Source organism: Sporosarcina sp. Marseille-Q4943 (assembly GCF_943736995.1).
GTDB lineage: Bacteria > Bacillota > Bacilli > Bacillales_A > Planococcaceae > Sporosarcina.
Map to the genome: position 1 here is coordinate 311240 of NZ_CALSFT010000002.1, position 22073 is coordinate 333312.

26 protein-coding genes are annotated in these 22073 nt (G+C 48.5%); 16 read left to right on the top strand and 10 right to left on the bottom strand.

The window, feature by feature from the left end:
- Nucleotides 1–16: 16 nt before the first annotated feature.
- The 4 genes from NIT04_RS01600 to NIT04_RS01615 all read left to right on the top strand — a co-directional run bounded on the left by NIT04_RS01600 (nucleotide 17) and on the right by NIT04_RS01615 (nucleotide 4251).
- Nucleotides 17–2185 carry a DNA topoisomerase III gene (locus tag NIT04_RS01600; RefSeq protein WP_252501860.1) on the top strand — a complete coding sequence of 723 codons (2169 nt, stop codon included), beginning with the start codon at nucleotides 17–19 and terminating at the stop codon, nucleotides 2183–2185.
- Nucleotides 2186–2383: 198 nt separating this feature from the next.
- Entirely contained in the window at nucleotides 2384–2983 is a 600-nt protein-coding gene (locus NIT04_RS01605) for a hypothetical protein (RefSeq protein WP_252501861.1), read from the top strand.
- A gap of 55 nt (nucleotides 2984–3038) precedes the next feature.
- A complete protein-coding gene (ybaK, locus tag NIT04_RS01610; RefSeq protein WP_252501862.1) occupies nucleotides 3039–3530 on the top strand; it encodes a Cys-tRNA(Pro) deacylase in 492 nt (163 codons plus the stop codon).
- Between the two features lie 88 nt (nucleotides 3531–3618).
- A complete protein-coding gene (locus NIT04_RS01615; RefSeq protein WP_252501863.1) occupies nucleotides 3619–4251 on the top strand; it encodes a YitT family protein in 633 nt (210 codons plus the stop codon).
- Nucleotides 4252–4518: 267 nt separating this feature from the next.
- Here NIT04_RS01615 and NIT04_RS01620 read toward each other — a convergent pair whose 3' ends face one another.
- Nucleotides 4519–5046, bottom strand: a complete 528-nt coding sequence (locus tag NIT04_RS01620) for a hypothetical protein (protein ID WP_252501864.1) — start codon at nucleotides 5044–5046, stop codon at nucleotides 4519–4521.
- Nucleotides 5047–5276: 230 nt separating this feature from the next.
- Here NIT04_RS01620 and NIT04_RS01625 point away from each other — a divergent pair, with 230 nt between their 5' ends.
- The 3 genes from NIT04_RS01625 (at nucleotide 5277) to NIT04_RS01635 (ending at nucleotide 8071) form a co-directional block, all read left to right on the top strand.
- On the top strand, nucleotides 5277–6383 hold the full coding sequence (locus NIT04_RS01625) for a hypothetical protein (RefSeq protein WP_252501865.1): 1107 nt from the start codon (nucleotides 5277–5279) through the stop codon (nucleotides 6381–6383).
- 72 nt (nucleotides 6384–6455) lie between these two features.
- Entirely contained in the window at nucleotides 6456–7646 is a 1191-nt protein-coding gene (locus NIT04_RS01630) for a glycine C-acetyltransferase (protein ID WP_252501866.1), read from the top strand.
- Nucleotides 7647–7786: 140 nt separating this feature from the next.
- Nucleotides 7787–8071: a hypothetical protein gene (locus NIT04_RS01635; protein WP_252501867.1), complete on the top strand. Its 285-nt coding sequence runs from the start codon at nucleotides 7787–7789 to the stop codon at nucleotides 8069–8071.
- 220 nt (nucleotides 8072–8291) lie between these two features.
- On the opposite strand, the gene NIT04_RS01640 is transcribed toward NIT04_RS01635, so the two are convergent.
- A complete protein-coding gene (locus NIT04_RS01640; protein ID WP_252501868.1) occupies nucleotides 8292–8462 on the bottom strand; it encodes a hypothetical protein in 171 nt (56 codons plus the stop codon).
- Nucleotides 8463–8465: 3 nt separating this feature from the next.
- Complete coding sequence (locus tag NIT04_RS01645) at nucleotides 8466–9122, bottom strand: hypothetical protein (protein ID WP_252501869.1); 657 nt, start codon at nucleotides 9120–9122, stop codon at nucleotides 8466–8468.
- Nucleotides 9123–9324: 202 nt separating this feature from the next.
- Between NIT04_RS01645 and NIT04_RS01650 the strand changes: the two genes are divergently transcribed.
- The gene (locus NIT04_RS01650; RefSeq protein ID WP_371922514.1) at nucleotides 9325–10257 is read left to right on the top strand and encodes an L-threonine 3-dehydrogenase; all 933 of its coding nucleotides are present in this window, start codon (nucleotides 9325–9327) and stop codon (nucleotides 10255–10257) included.
- A gap of 173 nt (nucleotides 10258–10430) precedes the next feature.
- Here NIT04_RS01650 and NIT04_RS01655 read toward each other — a convergent pair whose 3' ends face one another.
- From NIT04_RS01655 to thiD, 4 genes are all read right to left on the bottom strand, one after another.
- Complete coding sequence (locus NIT04_RS01655) at nucleotides 10431–11783, bottom strand: YjiH family protein (protein WP_252501871.1); 1353 nt, start codon at nucleotides 11781–11783, stop codon at nucleotides 10431–10433.
- 171 nt (nucleotides 11784–11954) lie between these two features.
- Nucleotides 11955–12638 (bottom strand): bacillithiol biosynthesis deacetylase BshB2, encoded by a 684-nt coding sequence (gene bshB2, locus NIT04_RS01660; protein WP_252501872.1) that lies wholly within the window; start codon nucleotides 12636–12638, stop codon nucleotides 11955–11957.
- Between the two features lie 28 nt (nucleotides 12639–12666).
- Nucleotides 12667–13017 carry a YojF family protein gene (locus NIT04_RS01665; protein WP_252501873.1) on the bottom strand — a complete coding sequence of 117 codons (351 nt, stop codon included), beginning with the start codon at nucleotides 13015–13017 and terminating at the stop codon, nucleotides 12667–12669.
- A 396-nt stretch (nucleotides 13018–13413) separates the two neighbouring features.
- Nucleotides 13414–14247, bottom strand: coding sequence for a bifunctional hydroxymethylpyrimidine kinase/phosphomethylpyrimidine kinase (gene thiD, locus NIT04_RS01670; protein WP_252501874.1), 834 nt, complete (start codon nucleotides 14245–14247; stop codon nucleotides 13414–13416).
- A 355-nt stretch (nucleotides 14248–14602) separates the two neighbouring features.
- Here thiD and NIT04_RS01675 point away from each other — a divergent pair, with 355 nt between their 5' ends.
- The 5 genes from NIT04_RS01675 to NIT04_RS01695 all read left to right on the top strand — a co-directional run bounded on the left by NIT04_RS01675 (nucleotide 14603) and on the right by NIT04_RS01695 (nucleotide 16962).
- On the top strand, nucleotides 14603–15361 hold the full coding sequence (locus NIT04_RS01675) for a DUF4230 domain-containing protein (RefSeq protein ID WP_252501875.1): 759 nt from the start codon (nucleotides 14603–14605) through the stop codon (nucleotides 15359–15361).
- A 5-nt stretch (nucleotides 15362–15366) separates the two neighbouring features.
- A complete protein-coding gene (locus NIT04_RS01680; protein ID WP_252501876.1) occupies nucleotides 15367–16053 on the top strand; it encodes a uracil-DNA glycosylase in 687 nt (228 codons plus the stop codon).
- A 16-nt stretch (nucleotides 16054–16069) separates the two neighbouring features.
- The gene (locus NIT04_RS01685) at nucleotides 16070–16246 is read left to right on the top strand and encodes a uracil-DNA glycosylase (RefSeq protein ID WP_252501877.1); all 177 of its coding nucleotides are present in this window, start codon (nucleotides 16070–16072) and stop codon (nucleotides 16244–16246) included.
- A complete protein-coding gene (locus NIT04_RS01690) occupies nucleotides 16243–16506 on the top strand; it encodes a YwdI family protein (RefSeq protein ID WP_252501878.1) in 264 nt (87 codons plus the stop codon). Before NIT04_RS01685 ends, NIT04_RS01690 begins: the two co-directional genes overlap by 4 nt.
- A gap of 75 nt (nucleotides 16507–16581) precedes the next feature.
- Nucleotides 16582–16962 (top strand): DUF423 domain-containing protein, encoded by a 381-nt coding sequence (locus tag NIT04_RS01695; RefSeq protein WP_252501879.1) that lies wholly within the window; start codon nucleotides 16582–16584, stop codon nucleotides 16960–16962.
- 52 nt (nucleotides 16963–17014) lie between these two features.
- On the opposite strand, the gene NIT04_RS01700 is transcribed toward NIT04_RS01695, so the two are convergent.
- Nucleotides 17015–17269: a hypothetical protein gene (locus tag NIT04_RS01700; protein ID WP_252501880.1), complete on the bottom strand. Its 255-nt coding sequence runs from the start codon at nucleotides 17267–17269 to the stop codon at nucleotides 17015–17017.
- A 109-nt stretch (nucleotides 17270–17378) separates the two neighbouring features.
- Here NIT04_RS01700 and NIT04_RS01705 point away from each other — a divergent pair, with 109 nt between their 5' ends.
- Nucleotides 17379–18425 (top strand): beta-carotene 15,15'-monooxygenase, encoded by a 1047-nt coding sequence (locus NIT04_RS01705; RefSeq protein ID WP_252501881.1) that lies wholly within the window; start codon nucleotides 17379–17381, stop codon nucleotides 18423–18425.
- 43 nt (nucleotides 18426–18468) lie between these two features.
- On the opposite strand, the gene NIT04_RS01710 is transcribed toward NIT04_RS01705, so the two are convergent.
- Nucleotides 18469–18822, bottom strand: coding sequence for a spore coat protein GerQ (locus NIT04_RS01710; RefSeq protein ID WP_252501882.1), 354 nt, complete (start codon nucleotides 18820–18822; stop codon nucleotides 18469–18471).
- A 159-nt stretch (nucleotides 18823–18981) separates the two neighbouring features.
- Between NIT04_RS01710 and NIT04_RS01715 the strand changes: the two genes are divergently transcribed.
- Both NIT04_RS01715 and NIT04_RS01720 read left to right on the top strand, forming a co-directional pair.
- Nucleotides 18982–19833: an aminopeptidase gene (locus NIT04_RS01715; protein WP_252501883.1), complete on the top strand. Its 852-nt coding sequence runs from the start codon at nucleotides 18982–18984 to the stop codon at nucleotides 19831–19833.
- Nucleotides 19834–20191: 358 nt separating this feature from the next.
- Nucleotides 20192–20965 carry an alpha/beta fold hydrolase gene (locus NIT04_RS01720; protein ID WP_252501884.1) on the top strand — a complete coding sequence of 258 codons (774 nt, stop codon included), beginning with the start codon at nucleotides 20192–20194 and terminating at the stop codon, nucleotides 20963–20965.
- Between the two features lie 180 nt (nucleotides 20966–21145).
- Here NIT04_RS01720 and hemQ read toward each other — a convergent pair whose 3' ends face one another.
- Nucleotides 21146–21895 (bottom strand): hydrogen peroxide-dependent heme synthase, encoded by a 750-nt coding sequence (gene hemQ, locus NIT04_RS01725; RefSeq protein ID WP_252501885.1) that lies wholly within the window; start codon nucleotides 21893–21895, stop codon nucleotides 21146–21148.
- Nucleotides 21896–22073: the final 178 nt, after the last annotated feature.

The window sequence follows — 22073 nt, forward strand, 5'->3', positions numbered from 1 at the left end:
GAAAGGGGATTTATTTATGTCCAAATCAGTAGTGTTGGCCGAAAAGCCATCTGTTGCGAGGGATATCGCGCGGGTGCTCGGTTGTAATAAAAAAGGTAACGGCTTTTTGGAAGGCCAAAAATATATTGTCACATGGGCGCTCGGGCATCTTGTGACGCACGCCGATCCGGAAGGGTATGGCAATGAATATAAGGAATGGAAGCTTGAATACTTGCCGATCATCCCGGATCCGTTCAAGTTGACGCCAATCCGTCAGACGACGAAGCAGTTCAATGCTGTCAAAGCGCAGCTTCGACGAAATGATGTGAAGGACGTCATCATCGCGACAGATGCAGGGCGGGAAGGAGAGCTCGTTGCACGCTGGATATTGGAGATGGCGAAAAATCGCAAGCCAGTCAAAAGGCTTTGGATTTCATCCGTCACCGATAAAGCGATCAAGGACGGGTTCAACAATTTGAAGGACGGCCGCCAATACGAGAACTTGTATGAAGCGGCAGTTGCGCGTGCAGAGGCGGACTGGGTCGTCGGCATCAATGCGACGCGTGCATTGACGGTGAAATACAATGCGCAATTATCGACGGGTCGTGTCCAGACGCCGACGCTCGCCATGATTGCGGAGCGGGAAAGGCAAATCCGCGAATTCAAGCCGAAATCGTATTATGGATTGCAGGCCTTGACCGAAACGGCGAGGTTCACTTGGTCCGATAAAGCGGGACAGACACAGTCGTTTAACAAAGAAGCAATTGAAAAACTGTTGGCGAAACTTGACGGGGTTCATTCCGGAAAGGTGAAGGACGTGAAGACGACGCCGAAGCAACAGCCGGCTCCTCCTCTATTCGACTTGACGGAGTTGCAGAAGGAAGCACACCGACGTTGGTCTTGGTCTGCGAAAGAGACGTTGTCGACGCTGCAAAACCTATACGAGCGGCATAAAGCGGTGACATATCCGCGGACTGATTCGAAGCATTTGACGTCCGATATGGCCGGGACGCTGAAAGAACGCATTAAGGCGGTCGACATCGGACCGTACCGGAAATCGGTCAATGTATTGTTGCGCTCAAATTCAATCAAGCCGCAGAAAGGCGTCATTGACGACAAGCGCGTCTCCGATCACCATGCAATCATCCCGACGGAGGAGACGCCGATCTATCAAAACCTATCCGATAAGGAACAGCGTCTCTATGATCTGATCGTCAAGCGCTTCCTTGCTGTCTTCTTCGGCCCATTCCGCTATGAGCAAGTGACGGCGGAGCTTGAAGTTGAAGGAGAAATCTTCAAGGCGAAAGGAAGGACGGTCACGGACGAAGGGTGGAAAGCGGTTTATTCCACGGATGAAGAAGAGGAAGATACGGACCGGTTGCCAGCTTTCACAAAAGGTGCCGAAGTGAACATCCGTGCCATCGTCATGACGGAAGGGCAGACAAAACCGCCAGCCCGTTTCAATGAAGGGACATTGCTTGCGGCAATGGAGAATCCTGCACAGTTCATGGCGGGGGAATCAAAGGATCTCATCAAGACGCTTGGCGACACAGGCGGCCTCGGAACGGTTGCGACACGCGCCGACATTATCGAGAAGCTGTTCAGCTCGTTCGTCATCGAGAAGAGAGGGAATGACATCTTCACGACGTCAAAAGGCAGACAGCTTCTCGAACTCGTTCCGGAAGATTTGAAGTCACCTGCGTTGACGGCCGAATGGGAGCAAAGCTTGACGAAGATCGCCAACGGCAAAATGAAAAAAGAGGCTTTCATAAAAGAGATGGTGGACTTCTCGAAGAAGACCGTCAAAGAAATCAAAACGGATGATAAAAAGTTCAGACACGATAATGTGACAGGAAAAATGTGTCCGGATTGCGGGAAGCCATTGCTTGAAGTGAATGGAAAGCGCGGCAAGATGCTCGTCTGCCAGGACAGGGAATGCGGCCATCGTCGCAACGTATCCCAATTGACGAATGCGCGATGCCCGAACTGTAAGAAGAAGCTCGAATTGCGCGGAGAAGGGGACGGAAGGATTTTCGTCTGCAAATGCGGCCACCGCGAAAAGCTTTCCGCTTTTGAAAAAAGACGCGCCCAGTCTGGCGGCAAGAAGGCGGACAAACGCGACGTGCAGAAGTATATGAAAAAGCAGGAGGAAGAGCCGGTGAATACCGCGCTCGCGGATGCTTTGAAAAAGATGTTCGAGAAGTAATGCATAGCGAACGGCAAAACTGCTCTGTAAGTAATGGTCGATAAAAGAGATAAATCGTCGAAAACATAGGCACAATTCATCAGTCGAAAATACCTTTTGAATAATCAGACTTTAGCTCTTTCGCAGGATGTTTCCTTATATGAAAACTGGCTATAATACACATAACTGAAAGTGGATACGTATCGGGAGGTGAGTGACATGAATGCCATCATGACGTTCGCAACCGCTGCAGATCAAATGCAACGGTATGACGCAGTGAGACGCAAAAGTGCCGAACAAGCCTATTACCGCAATGCGGATTACAATGGCCGGAACCAGAAGACGCTAAATGATTTGGAAGCATTGCTGATAGGGAAGAACGAGCCGGAAGCCGTACAGGAAAGCCGGGAGTTCGAGAAGCTGGATGCAGGGCAAGTGAAGCAGATCGCACTTCCGCTCGGGAAGACATTGGAGGAAACGATCGATGCGTGGCGGGATGTCCGCAGGGAAGCGGTTTCGGTACAGGAACCGACGACCGCGGATCATCAGCTGGCGGCAACCGCTTCCGCCAAGATCATGGAAACGGAAGCAAGGCTCGCCCTCCAAAAGCGTGAGCAGTCGCAAATGGAGGCAGAAGCGAACCGGGCAAAAGCGGAAGCGTTCAAAGTGGCAGCCATGGACCTTCCGACAGATGTTGAACGGGAAGTGCTCCTGGAACAAAAACGCTTTGCACAGGCGATTTCAGCTTACTCGATCCAAGTGGAAGCAAAGCGGAATGGTTTCATTGCCGAATGGCCAAGTATTAATAGAACCGCCTGATGAGGAGGGTCGCCGTCATGGCGGCCTTTCTTTGATTACGGAAAGGTGTGAGCAAATGGCGAAGCAGAAAAAATCTGTGAAGACGAACGCAGTACGGCTATTGGAAAATGAACAAGTGCCGTATGAGCTGATGGAATATGACATTAATGACGGGCAGTTGGATGGCGTGTCGGTCGCTGCCAAGACGGGGCAAGCGGAGGAATTGGTCTTTAAGACGCTCGTCACGATCGCTGGACCCCGTGAGCTTTTCGTCTTCATCGTCCCTGTTGCGGAAGAGCTTGATTTGAAGAAGGCGGCGAAGGCGGCGGGTGTGAAGAAGCTCGATATGCTTCCGTTGAAAGATTTGACGAAAGAGACCGGGTACGTCCGGGGCGGCTGTTCGGCAATCGGCATGAAGAAAAAGTATCCGACCGTGATTGACGCTTCTGCTGAAAAGTTGGAGCAGTTTGTCGTCAGTGCAGGTAAGCCGGGATTGCAGATGAAGCTGTCCCCGACAGACCTTGGCCGTGTTGCCGAAGCGTCTTTCAGCGACATTATTAAAGACTAATCGCATATATCTTGCCTTCTCGACACGTGCTACAATGGAACAGAGAATTCGCTATCCACGATGGAGTAGCATGGAAAGAAGAATGCAGATGAAAAAGATTTTTGTATGGAGATGGACATTTTTTATTGTCGGCGTAATCGTGTTGTCGCTCGGCATTACGATGACGATTAAAGGGCAGCGCCTTGGCGTCGGCCCGTGGGACGTCCTGCACATCGGCCTATCCCGACACTTCGGGCTGACAATCGGGACGTGGAGCATCATCAGCGGCTTGACCCTCATCACTTTAACCTCCATTATGATTAAACAATGGCCGAAGCTCGGGACTTGGCTAAACATGCTCCTTCTCGGCCTATTCATTGACTTGTTCAACTGGATGTTGCCGGAATTCGAAACGATGACAGGGCAAGTGATCATCTTCACGCTCGGTGTCATTGTCATGTCTTACGGCGTCGGCATCTATGTCGCGCCCAATGTCGGTGCAGGCCCACGGGACAGCCTTATGCTCATCCTCGTCGACAAGCTTGGAATTAGCATGAAAAAGGTACGGACGATGAATGAAGTGATTATCGGTTTCGCGGGCTGGTTATTAGGCGGTCCGGTAGGCATCGGCACAGTCATCATCGCCTTTCTCCTCGGCCAAATCGTCCACTACGCCTTGCCGCAATGTCGCAAGCTGCTACTGAAACTTGCCGGCGAGGAAGACGAGGAAGTTTTATTTTAAAAATATTTTGGTTAACCTTTTTATTGATTTCAGGTAGCTCGTTGGTTGAAGAGGAAGTCGGCGACTCCTACGGGAAAGCATCCGACTGAAAAGCTATGCAGAATACACGGAGCATAGCGAAAGTGAAGTGGTCAACTTATTCCTGCTGAACTTGTTGGATGATGAAGATTTTATCGCCTGGATTGCGAACAGAAGGAATAACAGAAGGTTCATTAAAGTAAAAGGGGTGCGATTTGCACTCCTTTTACTTTTTTTCTCCCCATCAACCTACCCCATAATAGTTAACACGGCAAAAGCCGCCGTGAGCAATGCAAGGGCGACCATAAGAAAGGCAATGAGATATGCGATAAATAGCATTCGGGTTCTCCGAACTATTTTTCTGATCGCACTTTCCTCTTCCATCTCCATTACAACAAAGAAAACGTCTTCTTTTTCAATATGCCTCACTACTCCACAGTGGATGATATCGCCCGTTTTCGCACGATTAAATTCCCTTCTTCCGACATATTCAACAGTGTATAGCTGGGAGTCTCCTTTTCGCTCTGCGAAAAAGGTCTCCACCCCCCTCGAATTGTTCCCGGGTTTTAACAACACCTTCCTTTTCAACACGAAATCATAACTTCCCTCAAATTGAAGGTTTGCCGCAAAAAGGCTATTGATGGTCTTGTGAAAATCCAACAAAAATTTGTTTCTCCATTTTCTTAATCTCTCTTTTTCTCTCTGTCGTTTAGCTATGCCCTTTTTCCAAACCAAAACAAAGAGAACCAAAAAACTTATAGCATACAAATACCCCAATCGAATCACCACCTCCAGCTTTAATTGGTTGTTGCCCTTCTTCTGTACGTACACTCAGAGTACATTGTATGCGAATCGATGTGCTAGGTAATGTATTAAATCTATAGAAGTGTTGAAGTAGCAACACTAACTGGAGACACTAATTGTAAATTGTGTCTCCGAAAAGAATGTTACTTGATGCGTTAGCAGACAAGCCGTGCTTTTTTTTATTGTCTGGGCATATGGTAGAAATGCAAGTAGTCAATTGGGAAAGGATGGTCATCATATACGGGACAATTACGGAATACATGGGGACAGCCTATACAGGGCTCGGGGTCGCGCATAAATACGACACTTTGATCGCCACCGCTAACAAGACGATTTTTTTGAAAGCACCGCCGACAAATGCAATATCAAAAGTATTGAACGATGCGGCTGCACACTTCATCAAAAGAGGCTATGACGTGGATCGCTTCAACAATCCAGTCCAGCCTGACAATACGGATGCCATATATGTGAAAGATCTTAGCTTATTTATTCTCCAAGCGTCCCACCCTGTTTCGATTGAGCCGACCGAAATCGGCGGGCGCCACCACGTCATCAGCTTCTATGATGCTTACGATGAAGGGAAACTTCAAAGCCGCACGACTGAGATGGCCCAAATTGCAGACGAATCAAGTCGAGTGTTTACAAAAATGATGCAGGCAATGTCCGAAGCGAAGGGGATTCACGATGATTGGGAGCAAGTGAATATCGTCAGGATGATGTGGCGTGAACATGAGCAGCTGATCGAGTCGTTGAAAAATGAACTTTTCGGCACGATGAAGCTGCATAAGAAATCGACAGTGTCGCACCGGATTGCCGGCTCTTTATCTCCAGGCGGGTCCCGTGATTTCATTCCTTCCATTACGAGCTGGACGAAGAGGAGAATCCTTATGAAAGGGTTGTCAGGGACGGGGAAATCGACGATGCTGAAAAACCTCGGCAAAGAGGCGGAGCGTCGGGGGATTGACGTGCTCTACGGCTGGTGCGGCCTAGATCCGACAAGTGTCGACATTTTGCTGTTGCCGGAGTTGTCGGTATGCTTGTTCGACGCGACCCAGCCGCATGAATATGATCCTGAAAGTCCATTGGATGAAGTGCTCGATCTCGTCTCGATGTGCACGGAAGATGCGGAAGCGGAAGAGAAGATCCGTGAAATCAGTGGGCGATACAAGGAGAGGATCATGGACGCGACAGGGTATATGCATGCGTATGCACACAGCGAGAACAGGCTGCGCGAAGTCGTCGATCAGGCGATTATTAGAAAGATTTTCGAGGAAAAAGTACGTCAACTTTCAAAATGGATTGATGGATGAAACGATTCCTTCTGCGAGAATCGCCCACTTATGCTAAAATGGGGGCATCAATCGTTTGAAAGGAAGATCATTTTGTCTAAAGTGCTCGATGCGTTTTTACAGGAAAATTTACAGGAACTGCGCGACCAAGGTCTCTACAATGTAATCGATCCGGTAGAAGGTCCGAACGGTCCTGTTATTAAAATTAACGGGAAAGAATTAATCAATCTATCCTCAAATAACTATTTAGGGTTAGCGACGGACGAAGATTTGAAAAAACTTGCGATTGCGGCGACGGAAAAATACGGCGTCGGTGCGGGAGCAGTCCGTACAATCAATGGAACACTAGATATTCATATTGAACTTGAGAAGAAGCTTGCGGAATTCAAAGGGACGGAAGCTGCAATTTCCTACCAATCCGGCTTCAATTGCAACATGGCTGCGATTTCTGCGGTCATGAATAAACAGGACGCAATTCTTTCGGATGAATTGAACCACGCTTCGATCATCGACGGCTGCCGCCTATCCGGCGCGAAGATCATCCGCGTCAAGCACCAGGATATGGACGATTTGCGTGCGAAAGCGAAAGAGGCGAAGGAGTCCGGACAATACGGCAAGATCATGTATATTACGGACGGCGTGTTTTCGATGGACGGCAATATCGCGAAGCTTCCTGAAATCGTGGAGATCGCGAAAGAATTCGATTTGATCACTTATGTCGACGATGCGCACGGATCCGGCGTAACGGGCAAAGGGAAAGGAACCGTGAAGCATTTCGGACTTGAGAAAGAGATCGACTTCCAAATCGGAACGCTATCGAAAGCGATCGGCGTTGTCGGCGGTTATGTTGCCGGGAAGCAGGAGTTAATCGACTGGCTGAAAGTGCGTTCCCGTCCGTTTTTATTCTCCACAGCTTTGCCTGCAGGCGACGTTGCAGCCATCATGGGTGCGCTGGACAAAATCATGGAGTCTACAGAGCTGTATGACAAGCTATGGGAGAATGGAAACTATTTGAAGGAAGGCTTGAAGAAATTGGGCTTCAACATCGGTGTTTCCGAAACGCCGATCACGCCATGCATCGTCGGCGATGAGAAGTTGACGCAGCAATTCTCGAAACGGTTGATCGAGGAAGGCGTATACGCGAAATCGATCGTGTTCCCGACTGTTCCGAAGGGCAAAGGGCGCGTGCGCAATATGCCGATCGCTTCCCACACGAAGGAAATGCTCGATGATGCACTTGCTATCTATGAAAAAGTCGGAAAAGAGCTCGGCGTCATTTCTTAAGAATAGATGAAAGACGACTGTCGTATCGGCATAATGCTGATGCGGCAGTTTTTTTATTTTTCACGTATAAATTGAGTTTTATCTTTCAGGAAAAAGGGTAATAGATACGAAGCAGATCACTTTGAAAAGGTGGGCCACGAATGCGATACAATGAAAGCGTCCAACTTTTGCAATCGAACGGCAGAGCCGGAGCGTCGATTGTGAAATTCAGATATGAAAAAATCAAAAAAGTGATGCTCATGATCATTCGTGAAGCGGGCATCATCTCATTCGAAGAGCTATCGAACAGGACGTTGAAACGATTGACGCCGTTTGATGGAAACAATCGGTGGTATATGGAAGCGATTGTGACGGATCTCGAAGCGAGGGGCCAGCTCGCATGCCTGTTGCTTAATGGACAATTATTCGTGAAATCCGTAGGATAGGCACTATAAATAAATTAGTAAGCCGTCTTGCATAGGGATTTCCCCAGCCTGATTGAAAACGCTTGTCAGCCTAGGCGCGAAGTCGAGCGAAGACGCGAATAGAACTTAGGTTCATGAGCGGACGAGCGAGACAAGCAACGACGGATGCGAGCGTTTGTCAACAGGCTGAGCCCATCTCTGAAAAATAGAGACGGGCTATTTTGCGTTATTGAATTTTCATCTACCTCGTCGGCAAGTGGACTTGTTTGGCAACTTCGTCGTGGAAAACGGTCGTCAGTTCTCCGTCTGGGAGTTCGACGTCGTATTGCATCGGTTCATTCGGCCGTATTTCGACGATCAGGCCGCGTCTCCCATCCTTCAACTCCACGAAAGCCTCTTCCATGAAGTCCATCTTTCACACCTCCTTGGTCGAAAAGACTCCTTCTGCCATTCTCTTCAACATATAATGCGTGACATAACGCTGCATGCCGACTGCATTTCTCGTTGCTAGCGTAGCTTCAGTTTGGAATGCATCCTTCTGTCCCTGCTTCAAGGCGATGATCGCTTTGAGGGAGTGGACCATCCACGGAGTCCGTACCTTCGACAAAGATTCAGAAGACTTCTCCTTGTTATTACTCATTGTATACCCAATTCCCGCATAATAATCACGGTAGAAAGTAGTCGTCATCTTCTTCGATGTTTCTATTAAACGTCTCCAATCCTTTTGGAACACTAGCAGATTGGCATTATACACGTCTTGCACTTCCGCATGAGGATAGGATTTCAATATTTTATTCAGCGAATCGTGAATCTCCTTATCGGTTCCGTGGGCCAAGGCGTAAGCATAGCTGAAGATTGGTTTATTCCGATGGTTGGCCAAATAGCGGTCAATCAGTTTCAGGCTCTTTGATCTGTAAATAATATAGAAAGGGTAGCCCATCGTCAAAATGAAAGTGAACAACATAATAATCGTGAAAACGAGCCATATCTGCAGTCCTGATAAAAATAATGCAACAGCCAATAAGGCACTGATAATAATGACTACTATAAAATTGGCATATTTACTGAACATCGTGCACCTCAATGTTTTTTCTATAGTATACCAGAAAAATAAAAGGAAAAGATGATATAGGAGGAATAGCTGTTGTGTTTTACAGGAACACATAATATAATCTTTCTGTGTTGATATGAATGAGTTTACTTATTTATTAAAAAACAATGTCCTGCCCATAAATACATATGAATTTTAGGAGGAGTTAAGATTGAAAAAGATCATGGTGACTGGCGCACTAGGCCAGATAGGTTCGGAATTGATTGGCAAATTGCAAAAAGAATATGGTGAAGATAATGTGCTATCGACAGACATCCGCCAGCCGTTGCAACCGGTTGCGGGACCGTTTGAAGTGCTCGATGTGACCGATGGCAAGAAGATGTATGACGTGGCGAAGCATTTCGGCGCGGACACGATTATGCATATGGCGGCGCTTCTTTCCGCACGTGCAGAAGATGATCCGCTATTCGCATGGAACCTTAACATGGGTGGCCTCATGAATGCGCTTGAAACGGCGCGCGAGCTCAATATGCAATTTTTCACGCCGAGCTCAATCGGAGCTTTCGGCCCTTCGACTCCGAAAGTGAACACTCCGCAAGACACATTGCAACGTCCGACGACAATGTATGGCGTCAATAAAGTCTCGGGCGAGCTATTATGCGACTATTATTATCACCGATTCGGCATCGACACGCGAGGTGTGCGCTTCCCGGGATTGATTTCCTACGTGGCGCAGCCGGGCGGGGGAACGACGGATTATGCAGTGGATATTTATTATAAGGCGATTACGGAAGGGAAGTACGAGTCCTTCATAGCAGAAGGTACGTATATGGACATGATGTATATGCCTGACGCTTTGCAAGCAATCGTCGACCTGATGGAAGCGGATCCTGCGAAACTGACGCACCGCAATGCGTTCAATGTGACAGCGATGAGCTTTGAGCCAGGCGAGATAGCAGCTTCCATCCGTAAGCATATCACTGGCTTTGAAATGTCCTACAATGTCGATCCGGTCCGTCAAGCGATTGCAGACAGCTGGCCAAATAGCATCGACCCGTCAGCAGCCGTTGCGGAGTGGGGATTCCGTGCGACATACGATTTGGATTCGATGACAGTCGACATGTTGGAGAAACTGAAAAAGAAATTGAATGCGTAATATGAAAAAGCCGCTGATCCGGAATTGGGATCAGCGGCTTTTATGTGATTGTCTAGCTTCAACGACCAGGCCTTCGGGTCATAAGTCAACCCAGCTTAAGTGGCAAAAAGCGCCACAACGCTGGGTTGTCTTATGCCTGTCAGGCCTAAGCGGTCGTTTCCGCTTTTCGTTATTTAAAATAATAAGTGCGCAACGCCTGCAACGATTGGCAGTGCGATGAGCGTACGCAATAGGAAAATGACAATCAAGTCTAGAAAATTAATAGGGATTTTTGTTCCGAGAATCAAACCGCCGACCTCGGACATGTAAATAAGCTGAACGACTGAAATCGTCGCAATCGTGAACAACGTCATTGGTGATGTGATAGAGCCATCAGCTAAAATGACTGGCAAGAACATGTCCGCAAAACCGACAACCATCGTCTGTGCCGCTGCCGCAGCTTCCGGAATGCCCAATACAGCAAGAATCGGCTCGAACGGCTTCCCTAAGAACGTGAAGACGCCTGTATATTCCGCAAGCATGAGTGCAACCGTACCAAATGCCATAACGACTGGCGCGACGCCGATCCACATATCAAGCACATTGCGCATACCGTCGGTGAAGATTCTCCCGATGGAGCGGTTCTTCGAAGCGGTATCCAACGCATTTTCCAGACCGTGGCTGAACACGTTATAACCTTCAGGCAGTTGCTCTTCTTCGCCCGTGAACTTCCGGCCGTCGATATACTCAGCCTTCTTGCCTCTGAGTGGATAAATGCGCGGCATGATGAGCGCTAAAATGACACCTGTCAAAAGCACAGTTCCGTAAAACGGAAGGAAGTAGTTGGACATGCCGACCGTATCGATAATGACAAGTGAGAACGTAATGGAAACAACTGAAAACGTCGTTGCGATAATCGCTGCTTCCCTTTGTGTATAATGGCCGTCCTCATATTGCTTGCTCGTCAGCAGGACGCCGATTGTACCATCGCCGATCCATGAAGCGAGCGCATCGATGGAGGAACGTCCTGGCAAATTGAACAATGGACGCATTACCTTCACCATCATCGTACCGAAAAACTCCAAAAGACCGAAGTTCAATAACAATGGCAATAAAAGACCAGCAAATAGGAAAATCGTAAATAAGAACGAAACAAGGCCATCCGGTGCGAGTAGCAAGCCGCCCGTGTTTTCATTCCAGATTGCCTCAGGCCCAATTTTGAACGTGACCATGATGGCGAAAATAGCACCGATAATACGAGTGACGACCCAAAATGGCGTCACTTTGAACAATCCTTCCATAAGAGAAGGGTTAGAACTTGAACGCGGGATGAAGGCATACAGCAACGACCCGAGCGCCGCGATTACAATAATAATCATTGCCGTCATCGGCATGGCAGGTTCAAGCCAGCCGGATAGGATATCCGCAAGTTTTGCGATTGGAACCTTCCATTCTTCCCCAAATTTCAGAGGAATCATGAAGAGGATAATGCCGAGTATGGATGGAATTAGAAAGTAGAGCCATGTGGATAAATGATGTGTTTTCAACTCTCTCTTGCCCCTTTATGAATAAAGTATCAGTATTCTTGTATAATCATACATACTATCGATTTTTCGTCCAGTTGTAAATACAATGGAAAGAAATTGATCTATTCAGTCTTTTGGTTCAGCTATGAAAAGGCCCCGTCTGCGTTTGCGACGGGGCGCAGCTGCTTCATGTCATTCGAAATCCCGGTCCCAGCGGTACGTGAAAAACTTCTCTTCGTGCAGCCATTTCAATGCTTCAGGGTCTTTTTCAGCCAATCTTTTTTCCATGTCCCGCATCATCCAAACGGTTTGGGAAGCGTGAGCATTTAATGTATTGAGCTTTTTTTGCGCAGCCCCTTCGACATTATGGAGGATGTCGGGTGCGCCGAGTACTTCCGCGGTATTATTTGCGAAGGCAATTGTATACAGCGTCGGACGTTCGGATTCCTTCATCCTTCTGACGGCACGGACGACGGCGCGTCCTGTTGCGTCATGGTCTGGGTGGACGGAGAGTCCTGGGTAGAACGTAATGATGAGGGAGGGGTTCGTATCTTCAATCAAATCGGTGACGAGCTTGATCATCTTTTCGTCATCCTCGAATTCGATCGTCTTATCGCGCAATCCCATCATCCGAAGATCCGTAAGTCCCATGGCGGCCGCCGCGTTTTTTAATTCTTGCTTGCGGATTTGCGGCAGCGTTTCGCGGTTTGCGAAAGGGGGATTTCCTAGGTTCCGTCCCATTTCGCCTAGCGTCAGACAAGCGTACGTGACGGGAACCCCCATTTCGATATATGTGGAAATCGTACCCGACACGCCGAAAGCTTCGTCGTCCGGGTGCGGAAAAATGACGAGTACGTGGCGTTCTTCTTTAATCATCGAAAAGCCTCCTTAACAATCAAACAGGTTAATATGTAAACGGTGTTTCACTAATTTCGAGCGCGACTGCAAGTTTTCCGTCCGGATCGAGCCCAGCCATGAGCAGCCGGTCATGTTCGTCGACCGTGTAATGGGTGATCCCTTGCGCATAGATCCAACCCGATGGAAGCTTCAATCCGACTCGATGCGGCGAATCGCCCGCCACCTTGCCAAGTTCATATTTGACGACGACATTCCGAATGAATGCCCCCGCGTTGAAAAATCCTTCTTGGAAATGGGCGGCATACGCGCCATTTGTCGTTTCAAGATGGATGTAAACGTCTTTATTCGCATAGGAATTCAGCAATTCCTGCAACCGATCCGGTTTCACGATGTCCATGAAAAATCCTCCTTCTTACAAAAGCACATATCCCAAGTATATAGAAAAGTGTAAATGAATGCGATTAGCGTGCTTATACAAAAGCGGAGGGTGGCGGTTAACTGCGACAGGCATAAGGCGGGTCTGCGAAACGGCGCCCTTTGCCGTGTAGCGGAGCTGACTTATGACCCGAGCAGTTGCCACCCGGAGTCTAGACGATAACATAAGCGGATGGTTATGGTTATGTAGGCTAAAGGTCATGAAATGGCGATAACTCTTGGGAAATGACCGATAACTTCGCCGAATTGATCGATAACTTTCAGGAAATGACCGATAACCGCCGGGAAATGACCGATAACTTTATACAGGCACAAAAAAAGGCCAGAAGAATCGCACGCTCTTCTGGCCTTTAAAAAATCAAATTTCTGTTGTTGTAATGTCCGGTGAGCCTACACGGTTTTTTGCGCCGTGCATGACGGGACCGACGTATTCATTCAACTTCCAGCCGTTCGCGATTGCGGCTGTAACGAATTTCTTCGCTTCAATGACCGCTTCTTTCACGTCTAGGCCATTTGCGAGGTTCGCAGTGATGGCAGCGGCGAACGTGCAGCCCGCACCATGGTTATAGTGCGTATCCGTTTTTTCCGCTTCGAGCAACGTGAATGTCTTGCCGTCGTAGAACAGATCCGCTGCTTTGTCGTGCTGAAGCTGCTTGCCGCCTTTAATGACGACGTTGCGCGCGCCGAGTGAATGGATCTTTTCGGCAACCGATTTCATCTGCTCGATCGTTGAAGGTGTTTTCATGCTCGCCAGCTGACCTGCTTCGAATAAATTCGGTGTGACAATTTCCGCTTTCGGAAGCAAGTATTCCACCATCGCGTCGACAGTTCCCGGATTGAGGACTTCGTCTTCGCCTTTACAAACCATGACGGGATCGATGACGACGTGGTCGAGTCCGGATTCCGCAATCGCCTCTCCAGCCGTCTGGATGACTTCCTCCGTGCTGAGCATGCCTGTCTTAATGGCGTCGATGCCTGTCGAAAGAGCTGTTTTGAGTTGCGCTTTCAATACATCGATCGGAAGTGAATAGACGCCGTGGCTCCAATTGTTATCGGGATCCATCGTCACAACGACCGTCAAAGCTGTCATGCCGTATGTCCCGTGCTCTTGGAACGTTTTCAGGTCGGCTTGGATTCCTGCGCCGCCTGATGTATCTGATCCTGCAATCGTCAATGTCTTTTTCATAGTCATAGCTGGATGTCTCCTTCGTGTTGGATTACATTCACATTTAATAGTAATCAAATTTATGAAAAAATACAATTATTCCAATTGTGGGAGCGGTTTATGCGTGATTTTCGTCGTTTATGCGCGAATATGGGGATTTATGAGCAAATAATATATTTTATGCGCATTTGCAGTGGTTTATGCGTGAGTAGATGAATTTATGCGCGAATCTACGGATTTATGCGTAGTTGTGAGTGTTGGAATGAAAGGATCGATTGCATAGGCTTATCTGTTGTCGGCTACGAAACTTTTAGATAGTCTAAACGTACAACTATATGTAAAAATGTGCGATTACGAGTGTCGAAGGAAGGTGAAAAAGGGTATGGAAGATAAAAAGAAACTGCAAGAAATTGAAAAACTGTTGAAAGAATTGAAGGCGTCTGAATCCGAAAGTGCGGTCACCGTCGAAGAGGCGATCGGCAGGAAAAGGAGATCTTGGCGACCGCGCATGCCGTTCAGGTTTCTTTCGATGTGGAAGCGATCGGCTCTATTGCTCGCCGTCCTTCTATTAATCGTCGTCATCTCCCTTCCGTTCGTAGCCTTCCAATTTATGAAACTAGGGAGCACCTTCACGGAGCAAAAAGGCGTGTTCCTCGAACATATACAAGATTTGAATGAAATGGCGACAGCGGAGGCGTATACGAAAGTCATCATCGAACGCCAGGACAACCAGCTATTCGGACAAAGCATCGGCCTGAATGTGCCGGGGACGAAGCGGCAGCTTCTTGTCGTCGTACCGGGTTCGGTGAAGGCAGGCGTCGATTTGTCCAAGCTTACTGAAAAAGATGTCATCATAGATGAAAAAAATAAGACCGCGAAGCTCACATTGCCAGCCGCGACCTTCCTCGGAGGGGCGGAAATTTATTTCGATCAAGTCGAAGTGTATTCCTATGAAGGCGTTTTCCGTCAAAAGGCGGACATAGAAGAGGCGTACGAACTTGCAGCTGAGGCGAAGAAACTCATCGTCGAGGAGGCCACAGGTCAAGGCGTGCTGAAGACGGCGCAATTCAACGCCGAAAAGACGTTGAAGGAAATGTTTTCATTCGCGGGATACGACGTGACGATTGAATTCAAGGAGTGAGAGGCTTGGAGAAAAATAGATTCGGGAATGATTGGGATGAAGTGCTTGCGGAGCAATTCCAGCTACCATACTACTTGCAGCTTCGCGATTTCCTCAAAAAAGAATACGAAAGCCATAACGTGTATCCGCTCATGGATGATATGTGGACAGCCTTCAAATTGACCCCCTTCAACGACGTGAAAGTGGTTGTTCTCGGACAGGATCCGTACCACGGGCCTGGACAAGCGCATGGTCTCAGTTTTTCGGTGAAGCCCGGCGTCAAGATTCCGCCGAGCTTACGGAATATGTTCAAGGAATTGCAGTCCGATATCGGGTGCGGGATTCCGGAAACGGGGACATTGACGGGCTGGGCGAAGCAGGGCGTGCTCATGCTGAACACCGTCCTCACTGTGAGGGAAGGGGAGGCGCATTCCCACCGGAAAAAAGGGTGGGAGATTTTCACCGACGAAGTGATCCGTCGCTTGTCCGAACGCGAAGAGCCGGTCGTTTTCATCCTTTGGGGGCGTCCGGCGCAGGAGAAAAAGAAGCTCATCGATTTAAATAAAAATGCTGTCATCGAAGCAGTCCATCCGAGCCCGCTTAGCGCAAGCCGGGGCTTTTTCGGCAGCCGTCCATACTCCAAGGCGAATGAAATTTTGAAACAGTGGAATGAAACGCCGATCGACTGGTGCCGAACGGACGACGGGCTGTAAGGGAAGAGGTGGTCGCATGGCTGTAAATTGCTTTCAATGTCAATACTTTTTCGTAACATGGGATCCGAAAAGCCCGCGTGGGTGCAAGGCGTATGGTTTCAAAACCCGAGAACTGCCGTCCATCGTTGTGAAGCGATCATCGGGCATGGAATGTTTGAAATACGTACCGAAGAAAGGGGGTGCTAGACAATGATTTCAACTGAACGGATCATCGAGGAAATGCAGCGCCAGCTCAATTACGCGAAAACCGCGGACGACGATCAAGCCGTCCGCGAGGCGCTGACAGCGATTCGGGCGCTCTGCCAAGTCGTTCTCGTCAGCAACGACAAGAAAGACGAGCCGATCATTACGCCGAGAACGATGGCAATCTCCCATAAGCCGCAAATTTCGTCATTGGAAGGCAGGCATTTGGAGGAAGACGACGCAAACGGCGGCTCGATCTTTGACTTCTAATTGTCATATTTTATAAGCTGGAAATGTTTATAATTAGATAGAGAGATTTTACACAAACAGAAAGTAGGAAATCATATGCCATTTTTCATTATCGCAGGCGCCGTCAACGCGGCACTTGCCGTTGCACTTGGCGCATTCGGAGCGCACGCTTTGAAAGAGCGCCTATCCGAACGGTACCTCGCCATCTGGGAAACAGCCGTCCAATACCAAATGTTCCACGCGATCGGACTCATCGCGGTCGGCATCCTCATGAGCTCATCGCTCTTCGGCCCGTCGACCTCTTTAACGTGGGCAGGATACTTGCTGCTCGCCGGCATCATCATCTTCTCCGGCAGCCTCTACATCCTCAGCCTGTCCGGCATCGGCATATTGGGCGCCATCACCCCGATCGGCGGCGTCGCCTTCATCGTGGGCTGGATCATGCTCATCATCGCAGCGGTGAAGTTCGGAAAATAACATGGAAACGGTTTGAAGAATCAGTTCTTCAGACCGTTTTTTTTGAATCGCGTCATGGGGAGGGGGCCGCGTCCAAAGCTTGGTCTTCTGCGTCCAAAGCGGGATCTACCGCGTCCAAAGTGAGCTCCCGCGCGCCCAAAGCGAATGCTTCCGCGCCCAAAGTAAGTCCCTGCGCGCCCAAAGCGATTGCTTCCGCGCCCAAAGAGAGTCCTCGCGCGTCCAAAGCGATTGCTCCCGCGTCCAAAGAGTGGTCTTCCGCGTCCAAAGTAAGTCCCCGTGCGCCCAAAGCGATTGCATCCGCGCTCAAAGTGAGTCTCCTCACGCCCAAACTCATGAAATTCTCCATAAATCTGTCAATACTATCCTGTAATCCTTTTCCCACTTCTTAGTAAACTAGAAGAAAAGGGGGAGTTTCCATGGTGTTGACCCGTCAACGTTCAAAGCAAAGCATCCTTGCCGTATTGTTGTTGCTTGTCCTTGTAAGTAATTATTTGGCTTATCGGCTTCCTGCCATACCATTGCCGGCCGATCCGCGTGGTGTTGTCATCGGTTCTATGCTGGATTTGGCAATCGTTGCACCGGTTCTCATAGTCGCAATGACGCGCAAAAAGGGTTTCACGTTGAAACGTTTTTTCACATTCATGGTGATCGGTCTCGTTGCGGCCCGGTTCGTCATTCCTGGCGAGTATTTCGAGCCTTTCAAATTTATCCCTTATGTTGCGATTGGATTCGAAGGATTGCTCCTACTGGCGGAACTCGGCCTTCTGTTTTTGCTCGCAAAGCATTTGCCGACGATTATGAAGGAAGTGAGGAGCACAAACGCCGGACCGCTTTTTGCTTTCCCAGCGCATGTGAAGAATAATGTATCGACCCATCCGTTCGTTTCCATCATAACTGCAGAATCGCTCATGTTTTATTATGCATTTGCTTCGTGGAAGCGGAAGCCGCCCGCGGGGGAAACCATGTTTACATTGCATCAGAAGACGAGCATGATTGCATTTTATGTGATGCTCATTCATGCAATCGTTATCGAGACAATCGGCATTCATTGGTGGCTGCATGGGAAATCCATGATCCTGTCCATTGTCTTGCTTGTCTTGAATATCTACTCTGTCATTTATGTGATTGCGGATATTCAAACAGTGCGCCTCAATCCTTTGGCAATGAGAGAAAATCGGATGCACATTTCCCTTGGACTCGGGAAACGCATGGAAATTCCTTATGACGCGATTGAACAAATCGAATGGGGTGATGGGGCGGACCGTTACCCGTTGAAGGCGGCGGGTGCCATTGAGTTCATTGCGAAGGATATGGAGGAATCTAAGCCGAATTGCATCCTTTATTTTAAGGAGCCGCTGAAGGCGACCTTGTTTATGGGTGTGGAAAGGGAGTTCCGCTCCACCGCTATCCGTTTGGATGAACCGGAACGATTCCGGCATGCGCTTGAAAAGAAGTTGGGATAATAAAAAATCTTCCACTGCGAGGAGCAATGGAAGATTTTTTTAATTACATTGGTTGCTGGTTAAAGTAATTTAGTTCTTCGTTAAACTCCGCATAGTCGAAATAGATCATCGGCAATAAATAGCGTTTGCCGGTCGCTGTGCTCAAAATGACGTGATCACGGCCTGCCGCTTCCACCATCCCCGGGATTGCCAGCGTATTCGTTCCGGGTTCAATGGCATGTTCGAAAGAGAAATGGAATACGCCGGGCTTGCCTCGGTTGAGACGGAGGATGTTTTCGATATACGACTCCTCCCGGAATGGAGGCCTTCCTCCTCCGGCAGGAATTTGCGGCGGTGTTGCAGGCATTTGCATTTGCTGCTGCTGTTGAAAACCGGGATACCAATAATATTGAACCATGTTTTTCATCCTTTCATTTTTAAGCTTGCGGGCAATCCTGTTCCGTAGGGGAATAGAAGCAATGCGCCACGGGATAACCCCCTCGGTTCCACCATATGCTTTTGGGCTTTCGTTGATGACTGAAAAATATGTATACTAGTGGGGAGGGGGGGAGATCAAATGCAGTATGAAAATAATATTCCGGTTTTCTTGGAGTTCTGGGAATCGAATGAAGAGCCTACACTCGACGACTTGGAATCGTATCTCAATGAGCATGCGGAAATATATGAAAAGTATTTTCCGATGCACTGTCCGAAGACGGAAGAGCGATTGTCGGCAGCACTCCAGAAATACGAAGGCAAGATTAACGACATCCGTTCCATATCGGCCAGTTTGCCCACCGTTATTCAGGAAGTGGATGAGAAGTATGAGCAGACATTCGGTTTAGGCTTGGATCTTTCATTCAAACTGATGGTCGGCACGTTCGGGTCGAACGCATTCGTAACGAGGGATAATCGACGCGAAATCTATTTTGCCGTTGAAAAGCTTTCCGCGGAGCGCGACCACTTGAAAGTGATCACTGCGCATGAAATCGGACATGTCACGCATTTTGCGATGGGAACACGAGACGGGTTGGACTGGTCCACCGTCGATTGGGGTCATGGCTTGACGACGCTTTTCACGGAAGGGGCGGCCACGTATTTATCGAAACGGACAGTCCCGGGCCTTCAGAAGCCGGTCTATTTTTCATTCGATGACGAAGGCGAGCCGTGGGTGAAGTGCTATGAGGACAATAAAGCTGAAGTGAAACGGCGCTTTTTGGAAGACGCTTTAGGGGAATGGGATATGGCGAAGGAAAAAGAATGGTTCCGTCTATCTGGCGGCGCTTATTTCGGTTATAACCGAATCGGTTACATCCTTGGTACGGACTACGTCGAACAACTCGTCGAGCGGATCGGGGAGGATGCTGCGCTGACATATTGGAATGGGAATGATTTGAAGGCGGATATAGTGGAGTGGTTAGGGAAATGAACGATGAGGGCCGTCCTGGATGGCTCTTTTTTGTTTGCGGAAAACGTTTCTTTCGGGTTTATGCGTGATTATAGAGATTTATGCGCGGAAAATGGATTTTATGCGTCGTTTTAGCGATTTATGCGTGAGAAAACAACTTTATGCGTAAATTCACCCGTTTATGCGCGGAAATTTACGTTTATGCGTAAATGTAGATATTTATGCGTACATATTTGGCGTTATGAGTTTTTCGCGGAACTTATGCGTGAATGAAGTGCGGCTTGTCGCGCTGAATGCTTTTGGCAAAAAAACGGGCTCTTTATTGAAAAAACGAATTTGGGGTATGGATAAGCAAAGTGTTTTGCAGAGGAGTGGTAGGATGCCAACATTCAACTCGAATGGGACAGAGATTTATTACCAGGAGGAAGGTGAGGGCTTTCCGCTTGTGTTGTTGCACGGTTTGACGAGCAACAGCGAGATGTTCCGGCATGAAATTGACCAGTTCAAAGAGAGCTACCGGGTCATCGCACCTGACGCCCGCGGACATGGGAATTCAGGGAAGCCGCCGCACTATGAATTGGACGATCATATACGTGATGTCATTGCCCTCGTCGATCATCTTGGACTGGATTCATTTTACATGATCGGTGTGTCGATGGGGAGTTACATAGCGCAGGGCGTCGCCATCGAATTGGGCGACCGGGTGAAGAAGCTCGTGCTTGTCGCGACGAAATCCCATGGGAAGCAGGCTTCCATGGAAGAGCTTTTCGAGCGGTATGCCGATGAAATGAAAGGCATGACGCCAATCGATAAAATGGTCGCCGCCTCGAAATACATGTTCCACAATCAGAAGGCTGTTGGAAAATGGCTCCACGAAACGGCTGAAAACAGTGAACAATTGACGTTGCATGAACAAGCGATTGCTTCGAAAGCGTTGGAAGGGTTCGATTTCCGGGACGATCTGCATCGGATCAGTGCCGAGACGCTCGTCATTGGCGGTTTGCACGACGGACTGAATCCGCCCGATTACGGAAAAGAGACGGCCGGGCTCATTCCAGCTGGTGCCTTCCTGGAATTCAAGTTATCGGGCCACGCGCCAAACGTAGAACAGCCTCGCCTGTTCATGGAAGTCGTCTCGAACTTCCTGGAATAATATAGTGTGCGAAATACGCATAAATCGCTGCAGAAGCGCATAAATCCGGATATTCACGCATAAATCGATAGATATACGCATAACGCCGAATATGTACGCATAAATCCCTCCAAAAGCTCATAAACGCCTACAATTACGCATAAATCAAAACAGAGCCTCTCAAAAGAGGCTCTGTTCAATTTAAACTGTGAAAAACGACTGCTTCTTCTCGCCATCCAGAATCGTTCCGATGAAGAACGAACCGAATACGCCGTAACGCGCGCTCACTTCATCGAAGCGCATCTCGTATACTAACTTCTTGAACTGGAGCACATCATCCGAGAACAATGTTACGCCCCATTCGAAATCGTCGAAACCGACGGAGCCGGAAATGATCTGTTTCACTTTGCCTGCGTATCCGCGGCCGATCATTCCGTGGCTGCGCATCAATTCCTTGCGCTTGTCCATGCTGAGCATATACCAGTTGTCTTCGCCATCGCGCTTCTTGTCCATCGGGTAGAAGCAGATGTATTGATTGCGAGGCAGCTCCGGATATAGACGTCCACGCACGTACGGATTTTGGTACGGATCTTCATCCGACTCGCCCGCAAGGTAGTTGGACAACTCTACGACAGATACATAGGAATAAGCCGGAATCGTATAATCCGCAATCGTCAATTTATTGAATTCAGCCTCGAGCTCCTGCAGTTCGTCGATAGTCGGACGCAAGATCATGAGCATGAAATCCGCTTTCTGCCCGACGACCGTGTAAAACGCATGGCTGCCCGTCTTCGCGTCATCCGCTTGCTGAAGTTTATCCAAATAAGCCATGAATTCGTCGATAGCTGCCTGGCGTTCCTCTTTTGAAATCAACTTCCAGGACGCCCAATCCATCGAGCGCAAATCATGTAGCACATACCAACCATCGAGTGTAATAGCTGCTTCGTTCATATGAATTCAAACTCCTTTAAACGTGATGTGATTCTACCCTTAGTGTAGCATAAACGAATCGAAAACACGGTTATTGCGCATAGAAGTCATACATTTGACAAGAATGAATGACTGTTCCCGCCCGCGGAACTGGTGTATGCTTATATCGGAAAAAAACGAAAGCAAAAAGATCATCAGG